At 68.0% G+C, this 19,041-nt stretch carries 15 protein-coding genes; 8 read left to right on the forward strand and 7 right to left on the reverse strand.

Going from position 1 to position 19,041, the window contains the following annotated elements; translation table 11 throughout:
- Positions 1–26: 26 nt before the first annotated feature.
- On the forward strand, positions 27–1,190 hold the full coding sequence (locus tag AC5P9P_RS18480; RefSeq protein ID WP_495233011.1) for a serine hydrolase domain-containing protein: 1,164 nt from the start codon (positions 27–29) through the stop codon (positions 1,188–1,190).
- Between the two features lie 28 nt (positions 1,191–1,218).
- On the opposite strand, the gene AC5P9P_RS18485 is transcribed toward AC5P9P_RS18480, so the two are convergent.
- From AC5P9P_RS18485 to AC5P9P_RS18495, 3 genes are all read right to left on the reverse strand, one after another.
- A complete protein-coding gene (locus AC5P9P_RS18485; protein WP_033835262.1) occupies positions 1,219–1,830 on the reverse strand; it encodes a DUF6445 family protein in 612 nt (203 codons plus the stop codon).
- 133 nt (positions 1,831–1,963) lie between these two features.
- Positions 1,964–3,613 carry a chaperonin GroEL gene (gene groL / locus AC5P9P_RS18490; protein ID WP_005411226.1) on the reverse strand — a complete coding sequence of 550 codons (1,650 nt, stop codon included), beginning with the start codon at positions 3,611–3,613 and terminating at the stop codon, positions 1,964–1,966.
- 81 nt (positions 3,614–3,694) lie between these two features.
- A complete protein-coding gene (locus tag AC5P9P_RS18495) occupies positions 3,695–3,982 on the reverse strand; it encodes a co-chaperone GroES (protein ID WP_005411227.1) in 288 nt (95 codons plus the stop codon).
- 312 nt (positions 3,983–4,294) lie between these two features.
- Between AC5P9P_RS18495 and AC5P9P_RS18500 the strand changes: the two genes are divergently transcribed.
- From AC5P9P_RS18500 to AC5P9P_RS18520, 5 genes are all read left to right on the forward strand, one after another.
- Positions 4,295–6,085, forward strand: coding sequence for an endonuclease (locus tag AC5P9P_RS18500; RefSeq protein ID WP_495233012.1), 1,791 nt, complete (start codon positions 4,295–4,297; stop codon positions 6,083–6,085).
- A gap of 68 nt (positions 6,086–6,153) precedes the next feature.
- Positions 6,154–6,492, forward strand: a complete 339-nt coding sequence (cutA, locus tag AC5P9P_RS18505; RefSeq protein ID WP_005419675.1) for a divalent-cation tolerance protein CutA — start codon at positions 6,154–6,156, stop codon at positions 6,490–6,492.
- On the forward strand, positions 6,489–8,861 hold the full coding sequence (locus AC5P9P_RS18510; RefSeq protein WP_495233013.1) for a protein-disulfide reductase DsbD family protein: 2,373 nt from the start codon (positions 6,489–6,491) through the stop codon (positions 8,859–8,861). Before cutA ends, AC5P9P_RS18510 begins: the two co-directional genes overlap by 4 nt.
- The gene (locus AC5P9P_RS18515; RefSeq protein ID WP_005411231.1) at positions 8,858–9,421 is read left to right on the forward strand and encodes a TlpA family protein disulfide reductase; all 564 of its coding nucleotides are present in this window, start codon (positions 8,858–8,860) and stop codon (positions 9,419–9,421) included. Before AC5P9P_RS18510 ends, AC5P9P_RS18515 begins: the two co-directional genes overlap by 4 nt.
- A gap of 645 nt (positions 9,422–10,066) precedes the next feature.
- Positions 10,067–12,586: a sulfite reductase flavoprotein subunit alpha gene (locus tag AC5P9P_RS18520; RefSeq protein ID WP_329772127.1), complete on the forward strand. Its 2,520-nt coding sequence runs from the start codon at positions 10,067–10,069 to the stop codon at positions 12,584–12,586.
- Between the two features lie 77 nt (positions 12,587–12,663).
- Here AC5P9P_RS18520 and AC5P9P_RS18525 read toward each other — a convergent pair whose 3' ends face one another.
- On the reverse strand, positions 12,664–15,201 hold the full coding sequence (locus AC5P9P_RS18525; RefSeq protein WP_495233014.1) for a methyl-accepting chemotaxis protein: 2,538 nt from the start codon (positions 15,199–15,201) through the stop codon (positions 12,664–12,666).
- A gap of 203 nt (positions 15,202–15,404) precedes the next feature.
- On the opposite strand from AC5P9P_RS18525, the gene AC5P9P_RS18530 reads away from it, so the two are divergent.
- Positions 15,405–16,244 carry an arylamine N-acetyltransferase family protein gene (locus AC5P9P_RS18530; RefSeq protein ID WP_495233015.1) on the forward strand — a complete coding sequence of 280 codons (840 nt, stop codon included), beginning with the start codon at positions 15,405–15,407 and terminating at the stop codon, positions 16,242–16,244.
- 65 nt (positions 16,245–16,309) lie between these two features.
- Here AC5P9P_RS18530 and AC5P9P_RS18535 read toward each other — a convergent pair whose 3' ends face one another.
- The 3 genes from AC5P9P_RS18535 to AC5P9P_RS18545 are packed head-to-tail and all read right to left on the reverse strand — an operon-like array spanning position 16,310 to position 18,439.
- Complete coding sequence (locus tag AC5P9P_RS18535) at positions 16,310–16,681, reverse strand: VOC family protein (protein WP_005411235.1); 372 nt, start codon at positions 16,679–16,681, stop codon at positions 16,310–16,312.
- Positions 16,682–16,703: 22 nt separating this feature from the next.
- Positions 16,704–17,342, reverse strand: a complete 639-nt coding sequence (locus tag AC5P9P_RS18540) for a response regulator transcription factor (protein WP_005411236.1) — start codon at positions 17,340–17,342, stop codon at positions 16,704–16,706.
- Positions 17,339–18,439, reverse strand: coding sequence for a sensor histidine kinase (locus tag AC5P9P_RS18545; protein ID WP_049403532.1), 1,101 nt, complete (start codon positions 18,437–18,439; stop codon positions 17,339–17,341). The genes AC5P9P_RS18540 and AC5P9P_RS18545 overlap by 4 nt, the downstream gene beginning before the upstream one ends.
- Before the next feature lie 154 nt (positions 18,440–18,593).
- Here AC5P9P_RS18545 and AC5P9P_RS18550 point away from each other — a divergent pair, with 154 nt between their 5' ends.
- The gene (locus tag AC5P9P_RS18550; RefSeq protein ID WP_012481398.1) at positions 18,594–19,016 is read left to right on the forward strand and encodes a DUF2141 domain-containing protein; all 423 of its coding nucleotides are present in this window, start codon (positions 18,594–18,596) and stop codon (positions 19,014–19,016) included.
- Positions 19,017–19,041 lie beyond the last annotated feature (25 nt).

Consider the following 19,041-nt stretch of genomic DNA (forward strand, 5'->3'; position numbering starts at 1 on the left):
CGTGCGCCCCACCAGGAGTTCCACGCATGTGCCGTGCTGCCCTGATGTTGCTGACGCTGTTCCCGCTGGCCGTGCTGGCTGCACCTCCCCCGGTACCCTCGCCAGCCCGCATCGATGCCGAAGCGCAGCGGTTGATGCAGGCCGCACAGGCGCGCGGCATGGCACTGGCGGTGATCGACGGCGGAAAGGTGGTGCACGTCGCCGCCTACGGCGAGCGCAATACCGCAGGCGAACCACTGCGCACCGATACGGTGATGTACGCCGCCTCGCTGACCAAGATGGCATTCGGCCATCTGGTCGCGCAGCTGGCGCAGGACCGCAGGATCGATCTGGATGCCAGCATCGCCACAGCGCTGGACAAGCCGTTGCCGGACTATCCGCCCGAAACGAAGAAGTACGCCGACTACCGCGTGCTGGCCGATGATGCGCGCTGGCGCCAGCTCACCCCACGCCTGCTGCTCAACCACGCCAGTGGCTTTGCCAACTTCGCGTTTCTTGAACCGGACGGCCGGCTGAAGTTCAACTTCGATCCAGGCAGCCGCTACGGCTATTCCGGCGAAGGGCTGATCCTGCTGCAGTTCGTGATCGAACGCGGACGGCTGGGCGAGGATGTGGGTGCGTTGATGCAGCAGCGGGTATTCGACCGCTTCGGCATGACCCGCACCAGCATGATGTGGCGCGGGGACTTCGCCACCAACCTGGCCGACGGCTGGACCATGGAGGGCACCGCCGAGCCGCACGATGAGCGCAGCCGCGTGCGCGCGGCCGGTTCGATGGATACCACCATCGCCGACATGGCCCGTTTCGCCGCCGGCTACGTGCGCGGCGATGGGCTGTCAGCGACGATGCGCAAGGAGCTGGTGCGGCCGCAGCTGCCGATCACCACCGCCAGCCAGTTCCCCACCCTGCAGCCGGAGCTGCCGAAGGCGCTGCAGCGCAAGGACCTGGCGACCGGCCTGGGAGTGGTGACGTTCCGTGGCCCGCAAGGCGCGGGCTTCTACAAGGGTGGCCACGATGATGCGGTCGGTAATACGCTGGTGTGCGTCGAGCAGCAGCAGCGCTGCGTGGTGATCCTGGGCAACGATGTGCGCGCCGAGGCGACCTTCCCGGCGCTGGTGGCCTTCGTGCTCGGCGACATCGGCGTACCGTGGCAATGGGAGTACGGCGCTGCGAAGGCATTCGTGAAGTAGATCCACGCCATGCGTGGATGACCTCCCTTCAACGCGCCTGCTCGAAGAACATCAGGTAGACCAGCCGCCCATTCTCCGGCCGGTCGCCGAAGGCCGGGCCGGCGGTATGCCAGAACCACGGGCGCAGCAGCACCAGGCGGTTGAAGCGCATCGGGATGCGCATGGTCATTTCCCACTGGCTGTCGTCGACGCTGTCGCGCTCGATGATGTCCCGATGCATGTCGCCGCCGTTGGCGTAGCCCAGCGCAGCCAGCTCGTAGGCGTTCAGCGCCATGCGCTCGGTGTTGGTGCGGCGATGGCGGAAGAACTCGGTACCCCCTTCGCAGTGCTCCGGGGCGCTGAGGTAGAGGATGCCGGACCAGTGCGAATGGTCGGTGTGCACCTTGGCGCGACCCACATCGCTGGCCAGGGTCAGCCGGAACTTGCCGTGCGACTGCAACGGATTGACCGGCCGCAGCGGCTCGTTGACCAACCGCGACGCGGCCTCGGACAGGCCGTCCAGCTCCAGCCGTTCGAGCGAATTACGCCCGGGGAATGCCCCCTCCTGCGCCGGGTAGGTCAGGCCCAGCCCGGCCTGGCGCAGGCCGTGTGCATCGGCTGGAGAGAGGAAGTCGTCGACGACGATGAACGAGGTAGGCATGGTCTGCGAGCGTAGCGACGCGGCGCCATGGCGGCAACCGGGCAACAAAAAACCCCGCCTCGCGGCGGGGTTTTTCCGTGCATCGGGGAGACGCGCCGGCCAGGGCCGGCAACGTCCGACGCGGGCGTGGGCCTTAGAAGTCCATGCCGCCCATGCCACCCATGCCGCCCATGCCACCGGCGCCGCCCATGGCCGGCTCGTCCTTCTTCGGAGCTTCGGCAACCATGGCTTCGGTGGTGATCATCAGGCCAGCGATCGAGGCCGCGTTCTGCAGCGCCGAACGGGTCACCTTGGTCGGGTCCAGGATGCCGAACTGCAGCATGTCGCCGAACTCGCCGGTGGCGGCGTTGTAGCCGAAGCTGCCGGTGCCTTCCTTGACCTTGTTGATGATGACCGACGGCTCGTCACCGGCGTTGGCAACGATCTCGCGCAGCGGGGCTTCCATCGCACGCAGGGCAATCTGGATGCCGTGGTTCTGGTCTTCGTTGGCGCCCTTCAGGCCGGCCAGCGCGGTGATCGCGCGGACCAGGGCAACGCCGCCGCCCGGAACCACGCCTTCTTCAACGGCCGCACGGGTGGCGTGCAGGGCGTCGTCGACGCGATCCTTCTTTTCCTTCATTTCGATTTCGGTCGAGGCGCCGACCTTGATCACGGCAACACCGCCGGCCAGCTTGGCCACGCGTTCCTGCAGCTTCTCGCGGTCGTAATCCGAGGAGGTGTCCTGGATCTGGGTCTTGATCTGCGCCACGCGTGCATCAACGTTGGCCTTGTCGCCGACGCCGTCGATGATGGTGGTGTTCTCCTTGGAGACCTGCACCTTCTTGGCGCGGCCCAGGTCCTTGATGGTGGCCTTCTCCAGCGACAGGCCGACTTCTTCGGAGATCACGGTGCCGCCGGTCAGCACGGCCATGTCTTCCAGCATCGCCTTGCGACGGTCGCCGAAGCCCGGGGCCTTGACGGCCACGACCTTGACGATGCCACGGATGGTGTTGACGACCAGGGTGGCCAGTGCTTCGCCTTCAACTTCCTCGGCCACGATCAGCAGCGGCTTGCCGGCCTTGGCGACGCCTTCCAGCACCGGCAGCAGGTCACGGACGTTGGAGATCTTCTTGTCGTGCAGCAGGATGAACGGGTCATCCAGGTCAGCGGTCTGCGACTGCTGGTTGTTGATGAAGTACGGCGACAGGTAGCCGCGGTCGAACTGCATGCCCTTGACCACGTCCAGCTCGTTGTCCAGGCCCGAGCCTTCTTCAACGGTGATGACGCCTTCCTTGCCGACTTCCTTCATCGCGTCAGCGATGATCTGGCCGATCGACTCGTCCGAGTTGGCCGAGATGGTACCGACCTGGGCGATCGCCTTGTCGTCGGCGGTCGGCTTGGAGATGTTCTTCAGCTCGGCGACGGCGGCCGAAACGGCCTTGTCGATACCGCGCTTGAGGTCCATCGGGTTCATGCCGGCGGCAACGGCCTTGGCGCCTTCGCGGATCAGGGCCTGGGCCAGCACGGTGGCGGTGGTGGTGCCGTCGCCGGCATCGTCGTTGGTGCGCGAAGCAACTTCCTTCACCATCTGCGCGCCCATGTTCTCGAACTTGTCAGCCAGTTCGATTTCCTTGGCGACGGAGACGCCGTCCTTGGTGATGGTCGGGGCGCCGAAGCTCTTTTCCAGCACGACGTTGCGGCCCTTCGGGCCCAGGGTGGCCTTGACGGCATTGGCGAGAACGTTGACGCCGCGCACCATGCGCGAACGGGCGTCTTCACCGAAACGAATATCCTTGGCAGCCATTGCATTTACCTCATTGGTAGCGCCGGACGATGCCCGGCGGCTGGGAGTTTGGGATCAGGTTGAAACAGGTCGCGCCGAGGCTCAGCCGATGACGGCGAGCACGTCGTCTTCGCGCAGGACCTTGTATTCGACGCCTTCGCTCTTGTACGAGCTGCCGGCGTACTGGCCATAGATGACCTTGTCGCCGACCTTCAGCGACGGCGCGCGCACGTTGCCGTTGTCCAGCGGCTTGCCCGGGCCGACGGCCACGACCTCACCCTTGGTGGACTTTTCCTTGGCCGAGTCGGGGATGACGATGCCACCGGCGGAGATTTCGTCGGCTTCGATCGGCTTGACCACAACGCGGTCGTGCAGCGGCTTGATGCTCATAGGAGACCTCTTAAGTGATTGATTGGTCTAAAAAAGTCCGGCGATGTTAGCACTCACCCCAGGCGAGTGCCAGAACCGCACGTGAAGAAACCCGACAACGTCGGGAGCAGGGCAGAGATGGAGCCCCGCCGCCCCCTTTCAAGGGCGGAATGAAAAAATTTTTTCCACCCGCGCGCCTCGGCCAAGGCGTCGGTCCTGGACAATTTCGGTGACAAGCGTCGCACTGTCAGATATCTGACGTTCATTTACGACAAAGTGTCACTGGATCGGCCTTAGGCTCGGTCACGCATTCCCAATCACAAGGAGTAGTCGATGCGATTGCTGTCCCCGCTTGCCGCCGCCTGCCTGCTGGCACTGGCCGCGGCGCCGGCCCAGGCCGAGGTCTTCATCAACGAACTGCACTACGACGACAGCACCGCCGCCGGTGACGTCGGCGAAGCCATCGAAGTGGTCGCTACCGCAGGTGAAGACCTGTCCGGCTACCGCCTCTACCTCTACAACGGCAGCAATCCTTCGGCCGCCACGGTCTACGCCAACAACCCGGTCCCGGCCGGCACCGCCGCCAGTTGCGGCAGCGCCAGCATCGCCGTGGTCAACTACCCGACCAACGGCATCCAGAACGGGCCGAACGACGGCATCGCCCTGGTCGACGCCAGCGGCAAGGTGGTCCAGTTCCTCAGCTACGAGGGCGCCATCACCGCCTCCGGTGGCCCTGCCGCCGGCATGACCAGCCAGAACATTCCGGTGGCCGAGACCAACAGCACGGCGCCGGGCACCTCGCTGCAGCTGACCGGCAGCGGCAACCAGTACGCCCACTTCACCTGGGCCGAGTCGGCCAGGCAGACCTTCGGCAGCTGCAACAACGGCCAGACCTTCAGTGGCGGCGGCACCCCGGGCCCGAACACGCCGCCGTCGGTGTCCACCACCACCCCGGCGCAGGGCAGCAGCACCTTCCCGGCCGCCGCCGATCTGGAAGTGGTGTTCAGCGAGACGGTGAACCTGGCCAGCGGCGCGTTCGCGCTGAGCTGCGGTACCTCCGGCAGCGTGCCGCTGACCTTCCCGGCCAGCGGGCGCAGCGTGAAGCTGTCCACCAACACCGCGCTGGTGGCCGGTGAAGCCTGCCGCTTCGACATCCGCGCCGCACGCATCACCGACCTGCAGGGCGCACACCCGGCGGCCGACAGCCGCATCGCCTTCACCGTGGCCAGCACCGGCGGCAATCCGGACCCGGGCAACCCGGGTGTGCCGGCCGGTTACTACTCCAAGGTCAACACCAGCAGCCCGAGCCAGCTGCGCTGCTCGCTGCACGCGACAATCAAGGGCCACACCGCCTACCCGTACAGCGGCTCGGGCACCAGTACCTGGACCATCCTGGAGATCGCCGACGAGGACCCGAACAACCCGAACCGCATCCTCGACGCGTATCGCAACCGCAGCTACGCCAAGGTGACCGATCGCGCCGGCAGCGGCAGTGGCCTGAAGTACAACCGCGAGCACACCTGGCCGAACTCGCTGGGTTTTGCCACCACCACGGGTGACAAGGGCCTGCCGTACGCGCCGTATACCGACACCCACATGCTGTACCTGACCGATGCACAGTGGAACGCCGACCGTGGCAACAAGCCGTTCGGCAAGTGCGACGCCAGCTGCGGCGAGCGCGCCACCGAGGCCAACAACGGCCAGGGTGGCGGCAGTGGTGGCTATCCGGGCAACTCCAACTGGGTGCGCACGCCGGACGGCAACACCGGCACCTTCGAGGTGTGGAGCAAGCGCAAGGGCGACATGGCGCGTGCGGTGATGTACATGGCGATCCGCTATGAGGGTGGCAAGGATGCGGCCACCGGTCAGTCCGAGCCGGACCTGGAGCTGACCGACGACCGCAGCAAGATCGTCAAGACCAGCAGTTCGCCGGCCTACATGGGCCTGCTGTCGACGCTGATCGACTGGCACCTGTCCGATCCGCCGGATGATGCCGAGCGTGCCCGCAATGACGTGGTCTACAGCTTCCAGGGCAATCGCAACCCGTTCATCGATCACCCCGAGTGGGCCACCCCGGCCCTGTTCACCTCGGCCAAGCCAGCCACCTGCCAGCTGGCCAACTGACCGCGCAACGCTGCGGTCCACTGCCGCCGCCGGGCCCAGACCCGGCGGCGGCCCTATACTCGACGGTCATGCCGACCGTCGATCCCGTCCTGCTGCTGTTGACCACCTGCCCGGACCGGGCCAGTGCCGAGCGCATCGCGCACGCGCTGGTCGGCGAGCGCTTGGCCGCGTGCGTGACCCGCCTTGATGGCGCGCAGTCCACCTACCGCTGGCAGGGCGAGGTGACCACCGATGCCGAGCTGCAGCTGCTGGTAAAGACCACCGCGAGCCGCGTCGATGACGCAATCGCCCGGATCGTCGAACTGCATCCGTATGAACTCCCGGAGTGCATCGCGGTCGAAACCCGGGCCGGCCTGCCGGCATATCTGGACTGGATCCGGGCACAGACCCGGGAGGACACTGATTGAAGACTCTGTTTGCGCGTGGCGCTGCCTTGTGCGCCCTGTTGTGGCTCTCGCTGCCCGCCTTGGCCCTGGATGAGAAGGACCTGCTGCCGGTGGACCAGGCGTTCGCGCTGACCGCCACTGCCCCCGAACGGGGCCAGGTGCAGCTGCAGTTCAAGATCGCACCGGGCTACTACCTGTATCGCCACCGCACCAGCGTCAAGGCGGATCCGGCCTTCAATGCCGGCACGCTTCAGATGCCCAAGGGTGACAGGCACCACGATGATTTCTTCGGCGAGGTCGAAACCTATCGCGAGCGCCTGCAGGCCACCCTGCCCGGCACGCCGACCGACGCCGCCGGCACCATCAGCCTGGAAGTACGCTACCAGGGCTGCGCCGATGCCGGCGTCTGCTACCCACCGCAGAAGCGCGTGGTGCAGGTCACCCTGCCGGGTGCCGGTGCGGCGGCCGCGGTGCCTGCCGCGCGTACCGGTGCCGCCAGTCCGTTCAACAACCCGCTGGCCGGTGCCGGCAACAGCGGTGGCCTGCGCCTGCCGGGCGCGGCCAACAACAGCCAGGCGCTGCCGCTGCCGTCGGAACAGGCGTTCGGCTTCGATGCCATCGCCAGCGACGGGAACACCCTGCTGCTGCGCTTCAGTCCGGCACCGGGCTACTACCTGTATCGCGACCGCACCTCGCTGAAGCTGGAAGGCAGCACCGGCGTGCAGGCCGGCACGCCGCGCTGGCCGGCCGCGCAGTCGCATCGCGACGAGCACTTCGGCGATGTCTCGGTGTACTTCAACCAGGTGGAAGTGCCGCTGCCGTTGCGGCGCACGGTTGCCGACGCGGTTGACGGCACCCTCGTGGTGACCTTCCAGGGCTGCCAGACCGATGGCATCTGCTACCCGCCAATGACCCGCCGGGTGAAGCTGTCGATCCCTGCCGGCAAGGTCAGCGCCAGCGCCGACCAGGCACCGCCGCGCAACGAGGTAATCAGCCCGTTGGCTGTGGCGCCACGCGAAGGCGCCAACGGCGCCCCCCTGCGCCTGCTGCCGACGGTGCCCAATACGGATGCCGCCCCCCCGGCCGTCGCAGGCACGGTGGACGGCAATGAATTCGCCGCCGATGCGCGCGATGGCAACGCCCTGCGCACGCGTCCTCCGGCGACCACCCCGAACCCGGACCGATCGTTCGTCTGGGTGCTGCTGCTGGCGCTGGCCGGTGGCCTGGTACTGAACCTGATGCCCTGCGTGCTGCCGATCCTGTCGCTGAAGGTGCTGAGCCTGGCGCAGAGCGGCGAGAGCCCCGAGCGCGCGCGCAGCCATGCCCTCTGGTACACGTTGGGCGTGCTGGTCGCGTTCGCGGGGATCGGCGCGCTGATGGTAGGCCTGCGTGCGATCGGCAACGCCGTCGGCATCGGCTTCCAGCTGCAGCACCCGGGCGTGGTGGCGGCGCTGGCCTACATCATGTTCGCGGTGGGCCTGAGCCTGTCCGGCGTATTCACCCTCGGCGGCGGCATCGGCAATCTTGGCCAGTCGCTGGCCAGCCGCAGCGGCCCGGCCGGTGACTTCTTCACCGGTGCGCTGGCCTGCGTGGTCGGCAGTGCCTGCGTCGGCCCGTTCATGGGTGGCGCGATTGCCTACGCGTTCATTGCCCCGCCGCTGAAGGCGATGACCGTGTTCCTGTTCCTCGGCCTGGGCCTGGCGCTGCCGTTCCTGCTGATCGGCTTCGTGCCGGCGCTGGCGCGCCGCCTGCCCAAGCCCGGCCCGTGGATGGAAACGCTCAAGCACGTGCTGGCCTTCCCGATGTACGCCACCGCGCTGTGGCTGCTGTGGGTGCTGGGCAAGCAGCGCGGCGTGGACGGCATGGCGCTGGTGCTGGGTGGCCTCTTGCTGTTCGCCTTCGGCCTGTGGCTGTTCGAGCGCAACCGCTGGACCGGCTCGCGTGCGGTGACCCTGCTCGGCGTACTGCTGGCGATCGGCGCATTGGTACCGGCCTGGGGCGTGACCCAGCTGGCAGCGCCGGCACGCGCCGCACAGGCCGCCAGCGACAACGTGGTGGAGTATTCGCCGCAGCTGCTGGACCGCCTGCGCGCCGACAACCGCGTGGTGTTCGTCAACATGACCGCCGACTGGTGCGTGAGCTGCAAGGCCAACGAGCGTGCCGTGCTGTCGCGGCCGGAGTTCAAGGACCTGCTCAAGCGCACCAACGCGGTGTACATGCGCGGTGACTACACCAACGTCGATCCGCAGATCACCACGTTCCTGGAAGAGCACAAGGCCGTCGGCGTACCGCTGTACGTGGTGTACGGCCCCGGCGCGCCGCCGACCGTGCTGCCGACCCTGCTGACCCAGGCGGTAGTCGAAGAAGCGCTGCTGCGCACCGCGCGATGAAGTGGCAACGGCCAGCGCTGCTGTGGACAGCGGTGCTGGCCGCCGGCCTCGGCCTGTGGGCCGGGCATCGATTGGCTCCTGCGCCGGTTGCGCCTGAGGCCATGCCAGCGGCGCCTGCTGTGGCGGCTGCGGCACCTGCCCTGCAGGTCGGCGACAGCCTGCCCGCGCTGTCGCTGCCCGATCTTGAAGGCCGGCCGCTGGACCTGCGCCAGCACGCTGGCGGTCGCCCGCTGTTGATCAATGTCTGGGCCAGCTGGTGCGCGCCCTGCGTTGAAGAAATGCCCGAACTGGCGCGTTTCGCACATATCCAGGGCGAGCACGGTGTGCAGGTGCTGGGACTGGCGCTGGATACGCCGGAGGACGTGCGCGGTTTCCTGCAGCGGGTACCGGTGGATTATCCGATCGTGATCGAGACCCCGGGGCCGCGCGATGCCAGCGTGCAGCTGGGCAATACACAGGGCCTGCTGCCCTACAGCGTGCTGTTCGATGCGCAGGGGCGGCTGGTGAAGGCCAAGCTGGGACCGTTCGCCCACGGCGAGATCGATAGCTGGGTGAAGTGAGGGTGTTTTTTGCAGGGCTTGCAGCCCTGCACCCTGCTCAATGCAACGGCAACAGCCAAAGCCAAAGCGGGCATTCCGTGGGATGGCGGGGCGGTGTCGGAGTGCGGGGACGCTGCAAGTACGTCCCTGTAAGCTTGGCAGCAGCATCCATGCGGCTGACACCCCGCACTCCGACACCGCCCCGCCTCTGACAGATCTTCGCGGCTGTTGGTAGGTGTCGACCTTGGTCGACACATCTGTCAGATATCGATATTCAGAACGGAATCAGACCCCGTGCCGACCAACGGTCGGCACCTACCAAAGCAGAACGCCGTTCCGACAGATCGCAGGAAACTGTCGAAGGCGGGGTGGGTCCGGTTGCGGGGGTGTCCGCGGCATGGATGCCGCGGCCAAGGCTACAGGGACGTACTTGCGCCGTCCCCCGCAACCGGACCCGCCCCGCCTCTTCACAGGAAACCTGCTGTTGCTTCGGCTGTTGCTTCTGAGGTTGCCGGCCAGCGGCCGGCACTACCGCGGGTGCCGGGCGCCGCCCGGCCGATACCCCCAGCTTGACCGCAGCCGGGGCGCCACGGAGAATTCCGCGACTAATTCTCATTTGCTGTTGCGCAGGATGCGGGCGGCAGCCTTCCAGGCCCTCCTCCTTCCATGTTCAAGAACGTCCTGTTCCAACTGCACTGGCTGCTGGGCATCACCGCCGGTGCCGTATTGGCCGTGATGGGCCTCAGCGGCGCCGTGCTGTCCTTCGAGGACGAACTGCTGCGCGCGGCCAACCCCGGCTTCGCCGAAATCGCCGAGCACCATGCCGACGGCCAGCTTCCGCTTCAACTCAGCGAACTGGTGCCGCTGCTGCAGGCCGGCAGTGATCGCCCCCTGCAGCGCCTGCGCGTGGACGCCACCGGGCAGCGGCCTTCGGTGGCACGCTTCGCTGGTGGCAAGGAACACTGGGTCTACTTCGACCCGTACAGCGGCGAGCGCTTCAGTGCCTTGCGTGGGCAGGCGTTCTTCGACTTCGTCGAGGACCTGCACCGCCACCTCGCCGCGGGCGAGCGCGGCAAGTGGATCACCGGCAGCTGTGCGATCGCGCTGCTGTTCTTCACCCTGTCCGGTCTTTACCTGCGCTGGCCGCGGCGCTGGTGGCGCTGGCGCAGCTGGCTGGCGGTGGAATGGAAACGCAGCGGCCGCGGCTTCCTGTGGAGCCTGCACTCGGTGGTCGGCACCTGGATGCTGCTGATCTACCTGATGAGTGCGCTGACCGGCCTGTGGTGGTCCTTCGACTGGTATCGCAGTGCCGCCAATACGCTGCTGGGCGTCGCACCGGCCGCCAAGCACAAGGTCGCCACCGGCGCCGCCCTGAACCTGGAGCGCGTCGAAGCCAAGCTGTATGCCCTGCCCGGCGTGCACACCGGCTACATCGACCTGCGCCTGCCGGAAAAGCCTGGCCAGGCGCTCAACGTGCGGGTGATGGCTGGCGATCCGTCACAGCGCGGTGGCCACCATGACCGTGCACATGATCTGCTGCAGCTGGATCCGGCCAGCGGGGCAATCCTCGATTCGCGCCCCTACGCGCGCCAGGGCGCCGGCGCGCAGCTGGCCACCAGCGTGTTCGCATTGCACTCGGGCAGCTACTTCGGCATGCCCGGGCGTGTCGTGGTGATGCTCAGCAGTCTGGCCATGAGCCTGTTCTTCATCACCGGCTGGATGCTGTACCTGGACCGCCGCCGCAGCCAGCGTGCCGCGCGCGGGCTGCGCCGGTCGCTGCCGGTTGCCACCGATGATGGCCGCGCACCTTGGCTGGTCGTGCATGCCAGCCAGAGCGGGCTGGGCGAGCAGCTGGCCTGGCGTGCCGCCGCGCAGCTGCAGGCCGCTGGCCATGGCGTGCAGGTACTGCCATTGGCCCGGGTCGATGCCCCGCAGCTCGCGCGCACTGCGCAGGCATTGTTCGTGCTGAGCACCTTCGGCGATGGCGAACCGCCGGATGCGGCACGGGGCGCTGCGCGACGGCTGCTGGCACAAGCGCCCGATCTGTCGGGCCTGCAGTTCGGCCTGCTCGCCCTGGGTGACCGCCAGTACCCGCATTACTGCGGCTTTGGCCGCCAATTCGATGGCTGGCTGCTGGGCAACGGCGCACGTGCGCTGTTCGAGCGCATCGATGTCGATGCCGCCGCGATACCGGCGCTGCGCCAGTGGCAGCAGCATCTCGGCGCGCTGACCGGCATCGCCACCGATGACAGCGTGTTGCCGGCCGCGACGCAGATGCACGAGTGGCGCCTGCTCGGCCGTGACCGCCTCAATCCAGGCAGCGTGGGCGGCGCCATCTGGCGCATCCGTCTTGCGCCACCGGCCGATGTGCAGTGGCAGGCGGGCGACATCCTGCACATCGCGCCCCGCCACAACGCGCGGCACGCCGCTGCGGTGCTGAAGGCACATGGGCTGGATCCCCAGCAGCCGCTGCTGATTGACGGCCAGCCGCGCACGCTGTTGGCGCTGGCCAGCGAGCGCGAGCTGCCCGATGCCGATGCTGCGCTGGCGGTGCAGGATGCGTGCCTCTGGCTGGCAGGGCTGCCACTGCTGCCGGGGCGCGAGTACTCCATCGCATCCTGTACGGATGACGGTGCGGTCGAACTTGTGGTGCGGCTGGTCCATGACGAAACCGGACGCACCGGCCTGGGTTCGGGCTGGCTGTCGCTGCATGCGCCGGTCGGTGCCAGCATCGTGGCCCGCGTGCACCGCAACCCCGGTTTCCATCGCGTTGGCGGTGCGCCGATGGTGCTGATCGGCAATGGCACCGGCATCGCGGGCCTGCGCAGCCTGCTGCGCGAAGCCGCGCATGCAGGTGAACACGGGCACTGGCTGCTGTTCGGCGAACGCCAGCGCGCGCACGACTTCCTGTTCGCCGATGAGATCGAAGCGTGGCAGGCCGATGGCCATCTCGCGCGGGTGGACCTGGCGTTCTCGCGCGATGGTGAGGGCGGCTATGTGCAGGATCGCCTGCGTGCAGCAGCCGATGCCCTGCGCGACTGGATGCAGCGTGGTGCGGTCATCCACGTCTGCGGTTCGCTGCTGGGCATGGCCGAAGGCGTGGACCAGGTGCTGCGCGAAGCGCTGGGTGATGAAGAAGTGGAAACGCTGCTGGAGACCGGGCGCTACCGTCGCGACGTGTATTGAGCCACAAGGGTAGTACCGGCCGCCGGCCGGCATGATCAGGGGCGTGCCGGCCAGCGGCCGGCACTACCGGAGCACGATCAGGCCGCAGCGCGCGCCTGTGGCATCGACTGCAACTGGAACGCGCCCACCGCTTCGGTCAGCGCGTGTACCTGCGCCTGCATCTGCGCGGTGGAGGCACCAGCCTCTTCCACCAGGCTGGCGTTGCGCTGGGTGCTGGCTTCCATCTGCACGATAGTCTGCTTCACCTGCGCGATGCCGGCATGCTGGTCCTGCGACGCACTGCGGATACCGGCCAGCAGCTCGGCCAGCTGCTGCACGCTGCCAACGATCTCGCCCATCGTGATGCCCGCCTGCTCGGCCTGCTGGTTGCCCTGGCCAACACGCGCCACCGAATCCTCGATCAGTCCTTTGATCTGCTTGGCCGCTTCGGCACTGCGCTGGGCCAGCAGGCGCACTTCCGCAGCCACCACGGCGAAGCTGCGGCCCTGCTCACCTGCACGCGCGGCTTCCACCGCGGCATTCAGCGCGAGGATGTTGGTCTGGAAAGCGATGCCATCGATCAGCTGGGTGATGTCGCCGATCCGCCGCGAGGCCTCGCTGATGCCATGCATGGTCGCGACCACCTGGCCGACGGCCTCGCCACCGCGCTGGGCCACCGCGGCCGCCCCCTGCACCAGGGCATCGGCGCGGCCCGCGGCATCGGCATTGCGGCCAACGGTGTCGGTCAACTCGTGCATCGACGCTGCCGTCTCTTCCAGGTTGGCCGCCTGCTGTTCGGTACGCTGCGACAGATCATGGTGCCCGGCAACGATCTCACCAACGCCGGTGTCGAGGCTGGACGTCGCCTGCTGGATGCGGGTGACGATGCGGCCCAGTTGCGCGACCGTGGCGTTGGCATCGTCGCGCATGCGTGCGAACACGCCCTGCAGCTCACCTTCCATGCGCACGCTGAGGTCACCACGGGCCAGCGCCGCCAGAAGCGCCTGCAGATCGCCGAGGTTGGTCTCGAAGGTCGCAAGCAGGCGGTTGATGCTGGTCGACAACGTGCGCACGAAGCCCTGTTTTCCCTCCAGCGCGATGCGGCCGTGCAGGTCGCCATGTGCGGCGGCATCGACCAGTGCTGCCACTTCGGTTTCCAGCAGCGTTTCCAGCGCGCGGCTGCGCCACTCCACTGCCACGCCGAGGAAATGCCCTTCGTCGGTGATGGCATTGGCGATCAACTGGTAGCGGACACCGGCATGACCGATCTCGCGCTCCTCGCGCTGGCGCACGCCAGCCAGGCTGGCCAGTGCCGGATGCAGGCGTACCGCATCGCTCCCCACCAGATCTTCAAGCCGGAGTGCAAGCTGCTCCAGCAGCGCCGGATTGGCGTACGCCACCAGGCCTTCGGCATCGATCACCATCAAGCCGGCCTGTGCGCTGTCCAATGCCTGGCGCACGCGGGTGTTGCCGCGGGCCACCGCACGCTCGGTCTCGATGCGCGCGCGCAGGCGCTGCTGCATGTCGACCAGGCGCTGGGCCAGCTGGCCGATTTCATCGTTGGCGTTGTAGACCCGCAGGGTGGTGTCGAGGCGGTCGTCGGCGATGTCGCTGGCGAAACGCAGGGTGTCCTGGATCGGCTGGCGCACCGCACGCAGCACCAGCACCAGGCTGGTGATCAGCACGCCGGCCACCAGCAGCAGGGTCAGTGCGAACAGCACGCTCATGGTGCGCGCGCCGGCCTGCTGGCGTGCCTGCGCCCCGGCCAGCGCCGCCACCTGTGCCTGCTGGAATGCGGCCAACGCCGGCGCTACGCCCGTGGCGGTATCCAGCAGCGACTGCGCTTCCACATCCAGGCCGACGCGGGCAGCGGTATACCCCAGCAGTGCGGCCTGATACGCCTCCATCCCGGTGCGCAGGGTGTCCTGCACATCCGCAGGCAGGCCCGCCAGCGCGAGGTCGAACGGCAGCTTCTCCTCGCTGGCGCGGTCGGCGTGGGTGGAATCACCGTCGAGCAGCAGCAGTGCCTCCTGCCTTCGCATCGTCTGCAGGGACAGCGCCAGCGCGGGCCGCTGCTGCACATCCACCTGCGGCTGCAGGGTGTCGGCGGCCTGCTGCAGCTGCGCAGCGAGGCCGGCATCACCACGGCCCATCTCGTCGACCCGTTCGAACAGGGCGGCCACACCCTGCGAGAACGCGTCGGCGGCTTCGGTCAGCGCCTGCAGGGCCTTGCGCCGGCCAGCATCCATCGGCATCGCGCGCAGCGCCTGCAGATCGGTCTGCAACGCCTTCTGCGTGGCCAACAGCTGCGCGCGGTCGGCATCATCGAAACTGCGTGCATACTGGGTCTGCAGGCGACGCGCTTCGGCCACCCGCGTGGACAGGCTGGCAGCCAGATCGCTGCCGCGCTGGTAGCTGGCCTGGCTGCGCGCAGCCAGTGCGTTGGCACGGCCAGTCCAGGCGTAGACAGCAGCGATCGCCACCAGGCCCAGGCCGCAGATCCACAGTGTGGCCTTGAGCTTGTTGGCCACGCTGAGCCGATGTGGCTGCAGCCAGCGCAGCAGCCCGGGGGACGCCGAGTGCAACGCAGCAAGGCGCGTGCGCAGGGACCGGAGGTGGGGGACAACGGCCGACATGACAGACTCCAGGCGAAAAGACGCACCTGTATCGGCCTGACTCAGGACAACTTTAGCGCCTTCTTCGTCTGCGTCCCCCCATCGCTGGTGGACGCGGCCTTTGTACCGGGTGCAGGCGACGGAGGCATGACACGGCCGCCGCGCTTGACCTCAACCCCGGTTGGGGGAGCACAGTGGACATCCCTCCCCCGCCCGGTGTCTCCATGACGACGCTCGATGTCCCCCGCTACCTGCAGCGCCTGCAGCTGGATGCGCCGCCACCGCGGACTCTGGCCGGCCTGACCCTGCTGCAGCAGCGCCACAACGCACTGCTGCCCTTCGAGACCCTCAGCTGCCTGCTGCGCGATGCGGTGCCGATCGACCTGAACAGCGTGCAGCGCAAGCTGCTCGACGAGCGCCGCGGTGGTTACTGCTTCGAACTCAATGGCGGGTTGCTGGCGCTGCTGCAGGCATTGGGCTTCGATGCGCAGCCATTGAGCGCGCGGGTACTGCTGGCCGCCCAGGACGGCGAACTGACCGCGCGTACCCACCTGCTGCTGCGCGTGAACGTAGACAGCGGCGACTGGCTGGTGGATGCCGGTTTCGGCAGCCTGACCCCGACCGTGCCGCTGCGCCTGCATGATCCGCAGCCGCAGGCCACGCCGCACGAACGCTATCTGCTGCAGCGCCTGCCCGACGACGGTGATTTCGTGCTGTCGGCCGAGTCCAACGATGGTTGGCGGGCGATGTATCGGTTCGACCTGCAGGCGCCGGCACCGATCGACAACGTGGTGGGCAACTGGTACGTATGCACCCATCCCGATTCCAGTTTCCCCGGGCAGCTGCGCGCGTCGCTGACCGGGCCGGACTGGCGCCGCACCATCGGCAGCGGCAACTACACCGAGTATCGCCCCGGGCAGGCACCGGACAAGCGCCCGCTGCATGATGTGGGTGATGTTCGTGCCGTGCTGCAACAGCGCTTCGGCATGCAGCTACCGGACGACCCGCGACTGGACCCGGCCATCAATGACTGGCTGCAGCGCTCGCGCGCCGCGACCTTGTAGGGCCGAGCCCATGCTCGGCTGAGCTGGAGCGGCTGGGCCAACAGCAGCCGAGCGTGGTCCCGGCTCTACAGAGCTGCGCGCGCCTGCAGCGCAATGCGGTTGCCTTCGCTGTCGCGGATCTCGGCCACGCGCCAGTCGCCCGCATCGGCGGGTCCGAAGCACAGCTCGGCGCCCGCTTGCAGTGCTCGCTCCAGGCTCGCATCCAGGTCATCGACGCCGATGTAGACGCGCGCCCCCTGTTCGGAAGGCCGGTAGTCCGCGCCGAGCACCAGCGCAATGCTGGCACCGGCGGCCTCATCGGAGAACGGCAGGTAGGCCATCCGGCAGTCGTGCAGCACCACAGGTTCGTCCACCGCGACCTGCAGCCACCGCTGGTAGAACGTGATGGCACGGTCCAGGTCACTGGCCGGGATTTCCACATGCAGGATCGGGTTCACTGGCACTCCTTGCTCGGTCCACTCAGATGATGCGCAGGGTAATCGCCTTCAGCACCGCACGGGTGCGATCGCGGGTGCCCAGCTTGTCGAGTATGGCGGACACGTAGTTCTTCACCGTGCCCTCGGCCAGGAACAGGCTGCGCGCGATCTCCTTGTTGCTGTAGCCACCGGCCAGCAAGCGCAGGATCGCCACCTCGCGTTCCCCGAAGGTATCGGTGGGCGGTGCTTCATCGTGGAAGCGGTAGCGGGCGCGTACCGGCTCGGTGCTGACCGGCAGCAGCAGGGTTTCACCTGCGGCGACGCGCTCGATCGCCTCGCGCAGGTCTGCGGGTGCGGCGTCCTTGAGCAGGAAGCCCTGTGCGCCGGCCTCGCTGGCACGCAGCAGCAGATCACTTTCATCAAAGGTCGTCAGCAGCAGCCACGGCGTGGCATCGCCGCGCGCGCGCAGCTGGCGCACTGCTTCGATGCCGTCCATCCCGGGCATGCGGATGTCACTGAGCACAACATCCACGCGCTGGGTGGACAGCGCGTCCAGCAACGCCTGGCCCTCCTCGGCCTCCAGCGCCACGTCCACGCCCAACCCCTGCAACAACGCACGCAGCCCGGCGCGGACCAGCGCCTGGTCGTCGGCCAGGGCAACACGGATCGCGCTGCCGTTCATGCCGGCACCCAGGCGGTCAGGTGCATGCCGCCCTGTGCGGTGCGGGCCAGTTCCAACTGGCCACGCACTGCGGCCAGGCGCTCACGCATGCCGGCGATGCCGTTGCCCTCGCGGATACGCTCGGCGCGCTGGCCGTCGTCACGGATGTCGATACGCAACCGGGAATCCTCCTCGTTGATCGTCAGCCATACGGTGTCTGCGTTGCCATGCCGGGCGGCATTGGTCAGCGCTTCCTGTACCAGGCGCAGCACGGTCTCGGCCATCAGCGGGTCAACCACGCGCACGCACTCGCCGATCTGCAGCTGCAGCTTCGGGCGCGGGAACGGCGCGGCCAGCGCGTGCAATGCGGTGGCCAGATCGAGGCCGCGATCATCGCGCATCGATTGCACCACCTGGCGGATGTCGGCCAGCAACTCGCCGGACAGCTGCTCGGCCAGCACCAATCCTTCGCGCTTGGCCAGCACAGGGTCGGCCGCAAGGGCACGCAGGTTCAAGCGCATCGCGGTGAGCTTGTGCCCGGCCACATCGTGCAGTTCGCGGGCCAGGCGCAGGCGCTCGGCGTCGCGTGCACTGTCGGCCAGCAGCGCGCGGGTAGCCAGCAGGTCGGCATTGACGCGGGCCAGGTCATCGCGGGCCAGCGCCGTGCTGCGGGCATAGTGTGCGGTCAGTGCGGCGAAGGCCTGGAAGCCGCCATAGAGCAGCACCACCAGCAGCGGCTGGCTGAAGCCGCTGTGGCGCAGCACGAGATACATGGCGAGGTTGGCCAGCAGTGCAACAGCGAGCACGAAGCGCGGTGGCCAATGCTCGGCCAGCTGCGCCACCAGCACCACCAGCAGTACCGGTGCGGTGCCGGTACGCGGCTGCAGCGCAACCAGCACGACCGCCAGCAACGCCTGCAACACCGCCGCGACAGCGCGCACGCGGGATGGCACCGACGCCCAGCCGTGCACCACGAACAGCAGCAGGAACACGGCAAGCAGCAGCAGGCTCAGCCCGGCACCGTTGCGCTGCACCGCGAATGACAGGCCCACCACCAGCACGGTGGCCAGGCCGGCGAGGCTGAGGGGACGCAACAGATGGCGGAACAGGCTGGGCATGGCCAGATGCTGACCGCCGCACACGCCGGCGGCAATGGGTCTGGCGCCGAAAGTGACTTCTGGCACGTCGAATCGATGACCACTGGCCCTGAACCCGGTGCAGCGCCGCACGCAGACTGGCGCCACACCGCCACACACTTCCGGAGCCACTGCCATGATCCGCACCGCCCTGCTCAGCACCGCCCTGACTGCCCTGGCCCTGGCCGGCAGTGCCCACGCCGCCGACCTGGCCGTGACCGTGCACGACGTCCGTGTGCAGACCGGCACCCTGCGCGTTGCGCTGGTCGACAGCGCCGCCGCCTGGGACGGCAAGGCCAGGCCCGTGCAGGCCCAGCAGGCGGCGCCCAGCGGCGACAGCGCCCACTTCACGTTCAAGGGCGTTCCGGCCGGCAGCTATGCCGTGCTGCTCACCCACGACGAGAACGACAACGGCAAGCTCGACACCAACCTGGTCGGCATGCCGGTGGAGGGCTACGGCTTCAGCAACAATCCGCAGGTGATGCGCAAGCCGACCTTCGACGAGGCGCGCGTCGACGTACCGGCCGCCGGCACCGCCATCGACATCACCCTGCGCTGATTCCTGCATCCAGACCCGAGGCCAC

The sequence above is a fragment of the Stenotrophomonas sp. YJH_SMC_14-1 genome (assembly GCF_059372275.1).

Coding starts and splice junctions, on each gene's coding strand:
- AC5P9P_RS18540 (WP_005411236.1), bottom strand. CDS start 17,342: ATGAACGGCAGCGCGATCCGTGTTGCCCTGGCCGACGACCAGGCGCTG.
- AC5P9P_RS18515 (WP_005411231.1), top strand. CDS start 8,858: ATGAAGTGGCAACGGCCAGCGCTGCTGTGGACAGCGGTGCTGGCCGCC.
- groL (WP_005411226.1), bottom strand. CDS start 3,613: ATGGCTGCCAAGGATATTCGTTTCGGTGAAGACGCCCGTTCGCGCATG.
- cutA (WP_005419675.1), top strand. CDS start 6,154: ATGCCGACCGTCGATCCCGTCCTGCTGCTGTTGACCACCTGCCCGGAC.
- AC5P9P_RS18550 (WP_012481398.1), top strand. CDS start 18,594: ATGATCCGCACCGCCCTGCTCAGCACCGCCCTGACTGCCCTGGCCCTG.
- AC5P9P_RS18525 (WP_495233014.1), bottom strand. CDS start 15,201: ATGTCGGCCGTTGTCCCCCACCTCCGGTCCCTGCGCACGCGCCTTGCT.
- AC5P9P_RS18495 (WP_005411227.1), bottom strand. CDS start 3,982: ATGAGCATCAAGCCGCTGCACGACCGCGTTGTGGTCAAGCCGATCGAA.
- AC5P9P_RS18500 (WP_495233012.1), top strand. CDS start 4,295: ATGCGATTGCTGTCCCCGCTTGCCGCCGCCTGCCTGCTGGCACTGGCC.
- AC5P9P_RS18480 (WP_495233011.1), top strand. CDS start 27: ATGTGCCGTGCTGCCCTGATGTTGCTGACGCTGTTCCCGCTGGCCGTG.
- AC5P9P_RS18520 (WP_329772127.1), top strand. CDS start 10,067: ATGTTCAAGAACGTCCTGTTCCAACTGCACTGGCTGCTGGGCATCACC.
- AC5P9P_RS18545 (WP_049403532.1), bottom strand. CDS start 18,439: ATGCCCAGCCTGTTCCGCCATCTGTTGCGTCCCCTCAGCCTCGCCGGC.
- AC5P9P_RS18530 (WP_495233015.1), top strand. CDS start 15,405: ATGACGACGCTCGATGTCCCCCGCTACCTGCAGCGCCTGCAGCTGGAT.
- AC5P9P_RS18485 (WP_033835262.1), bottom strand. CDS start 1,830: ATGCCTACCTCGTTCATCGTCGTCGACGACTTCCTCTCTCCAGCCGAT.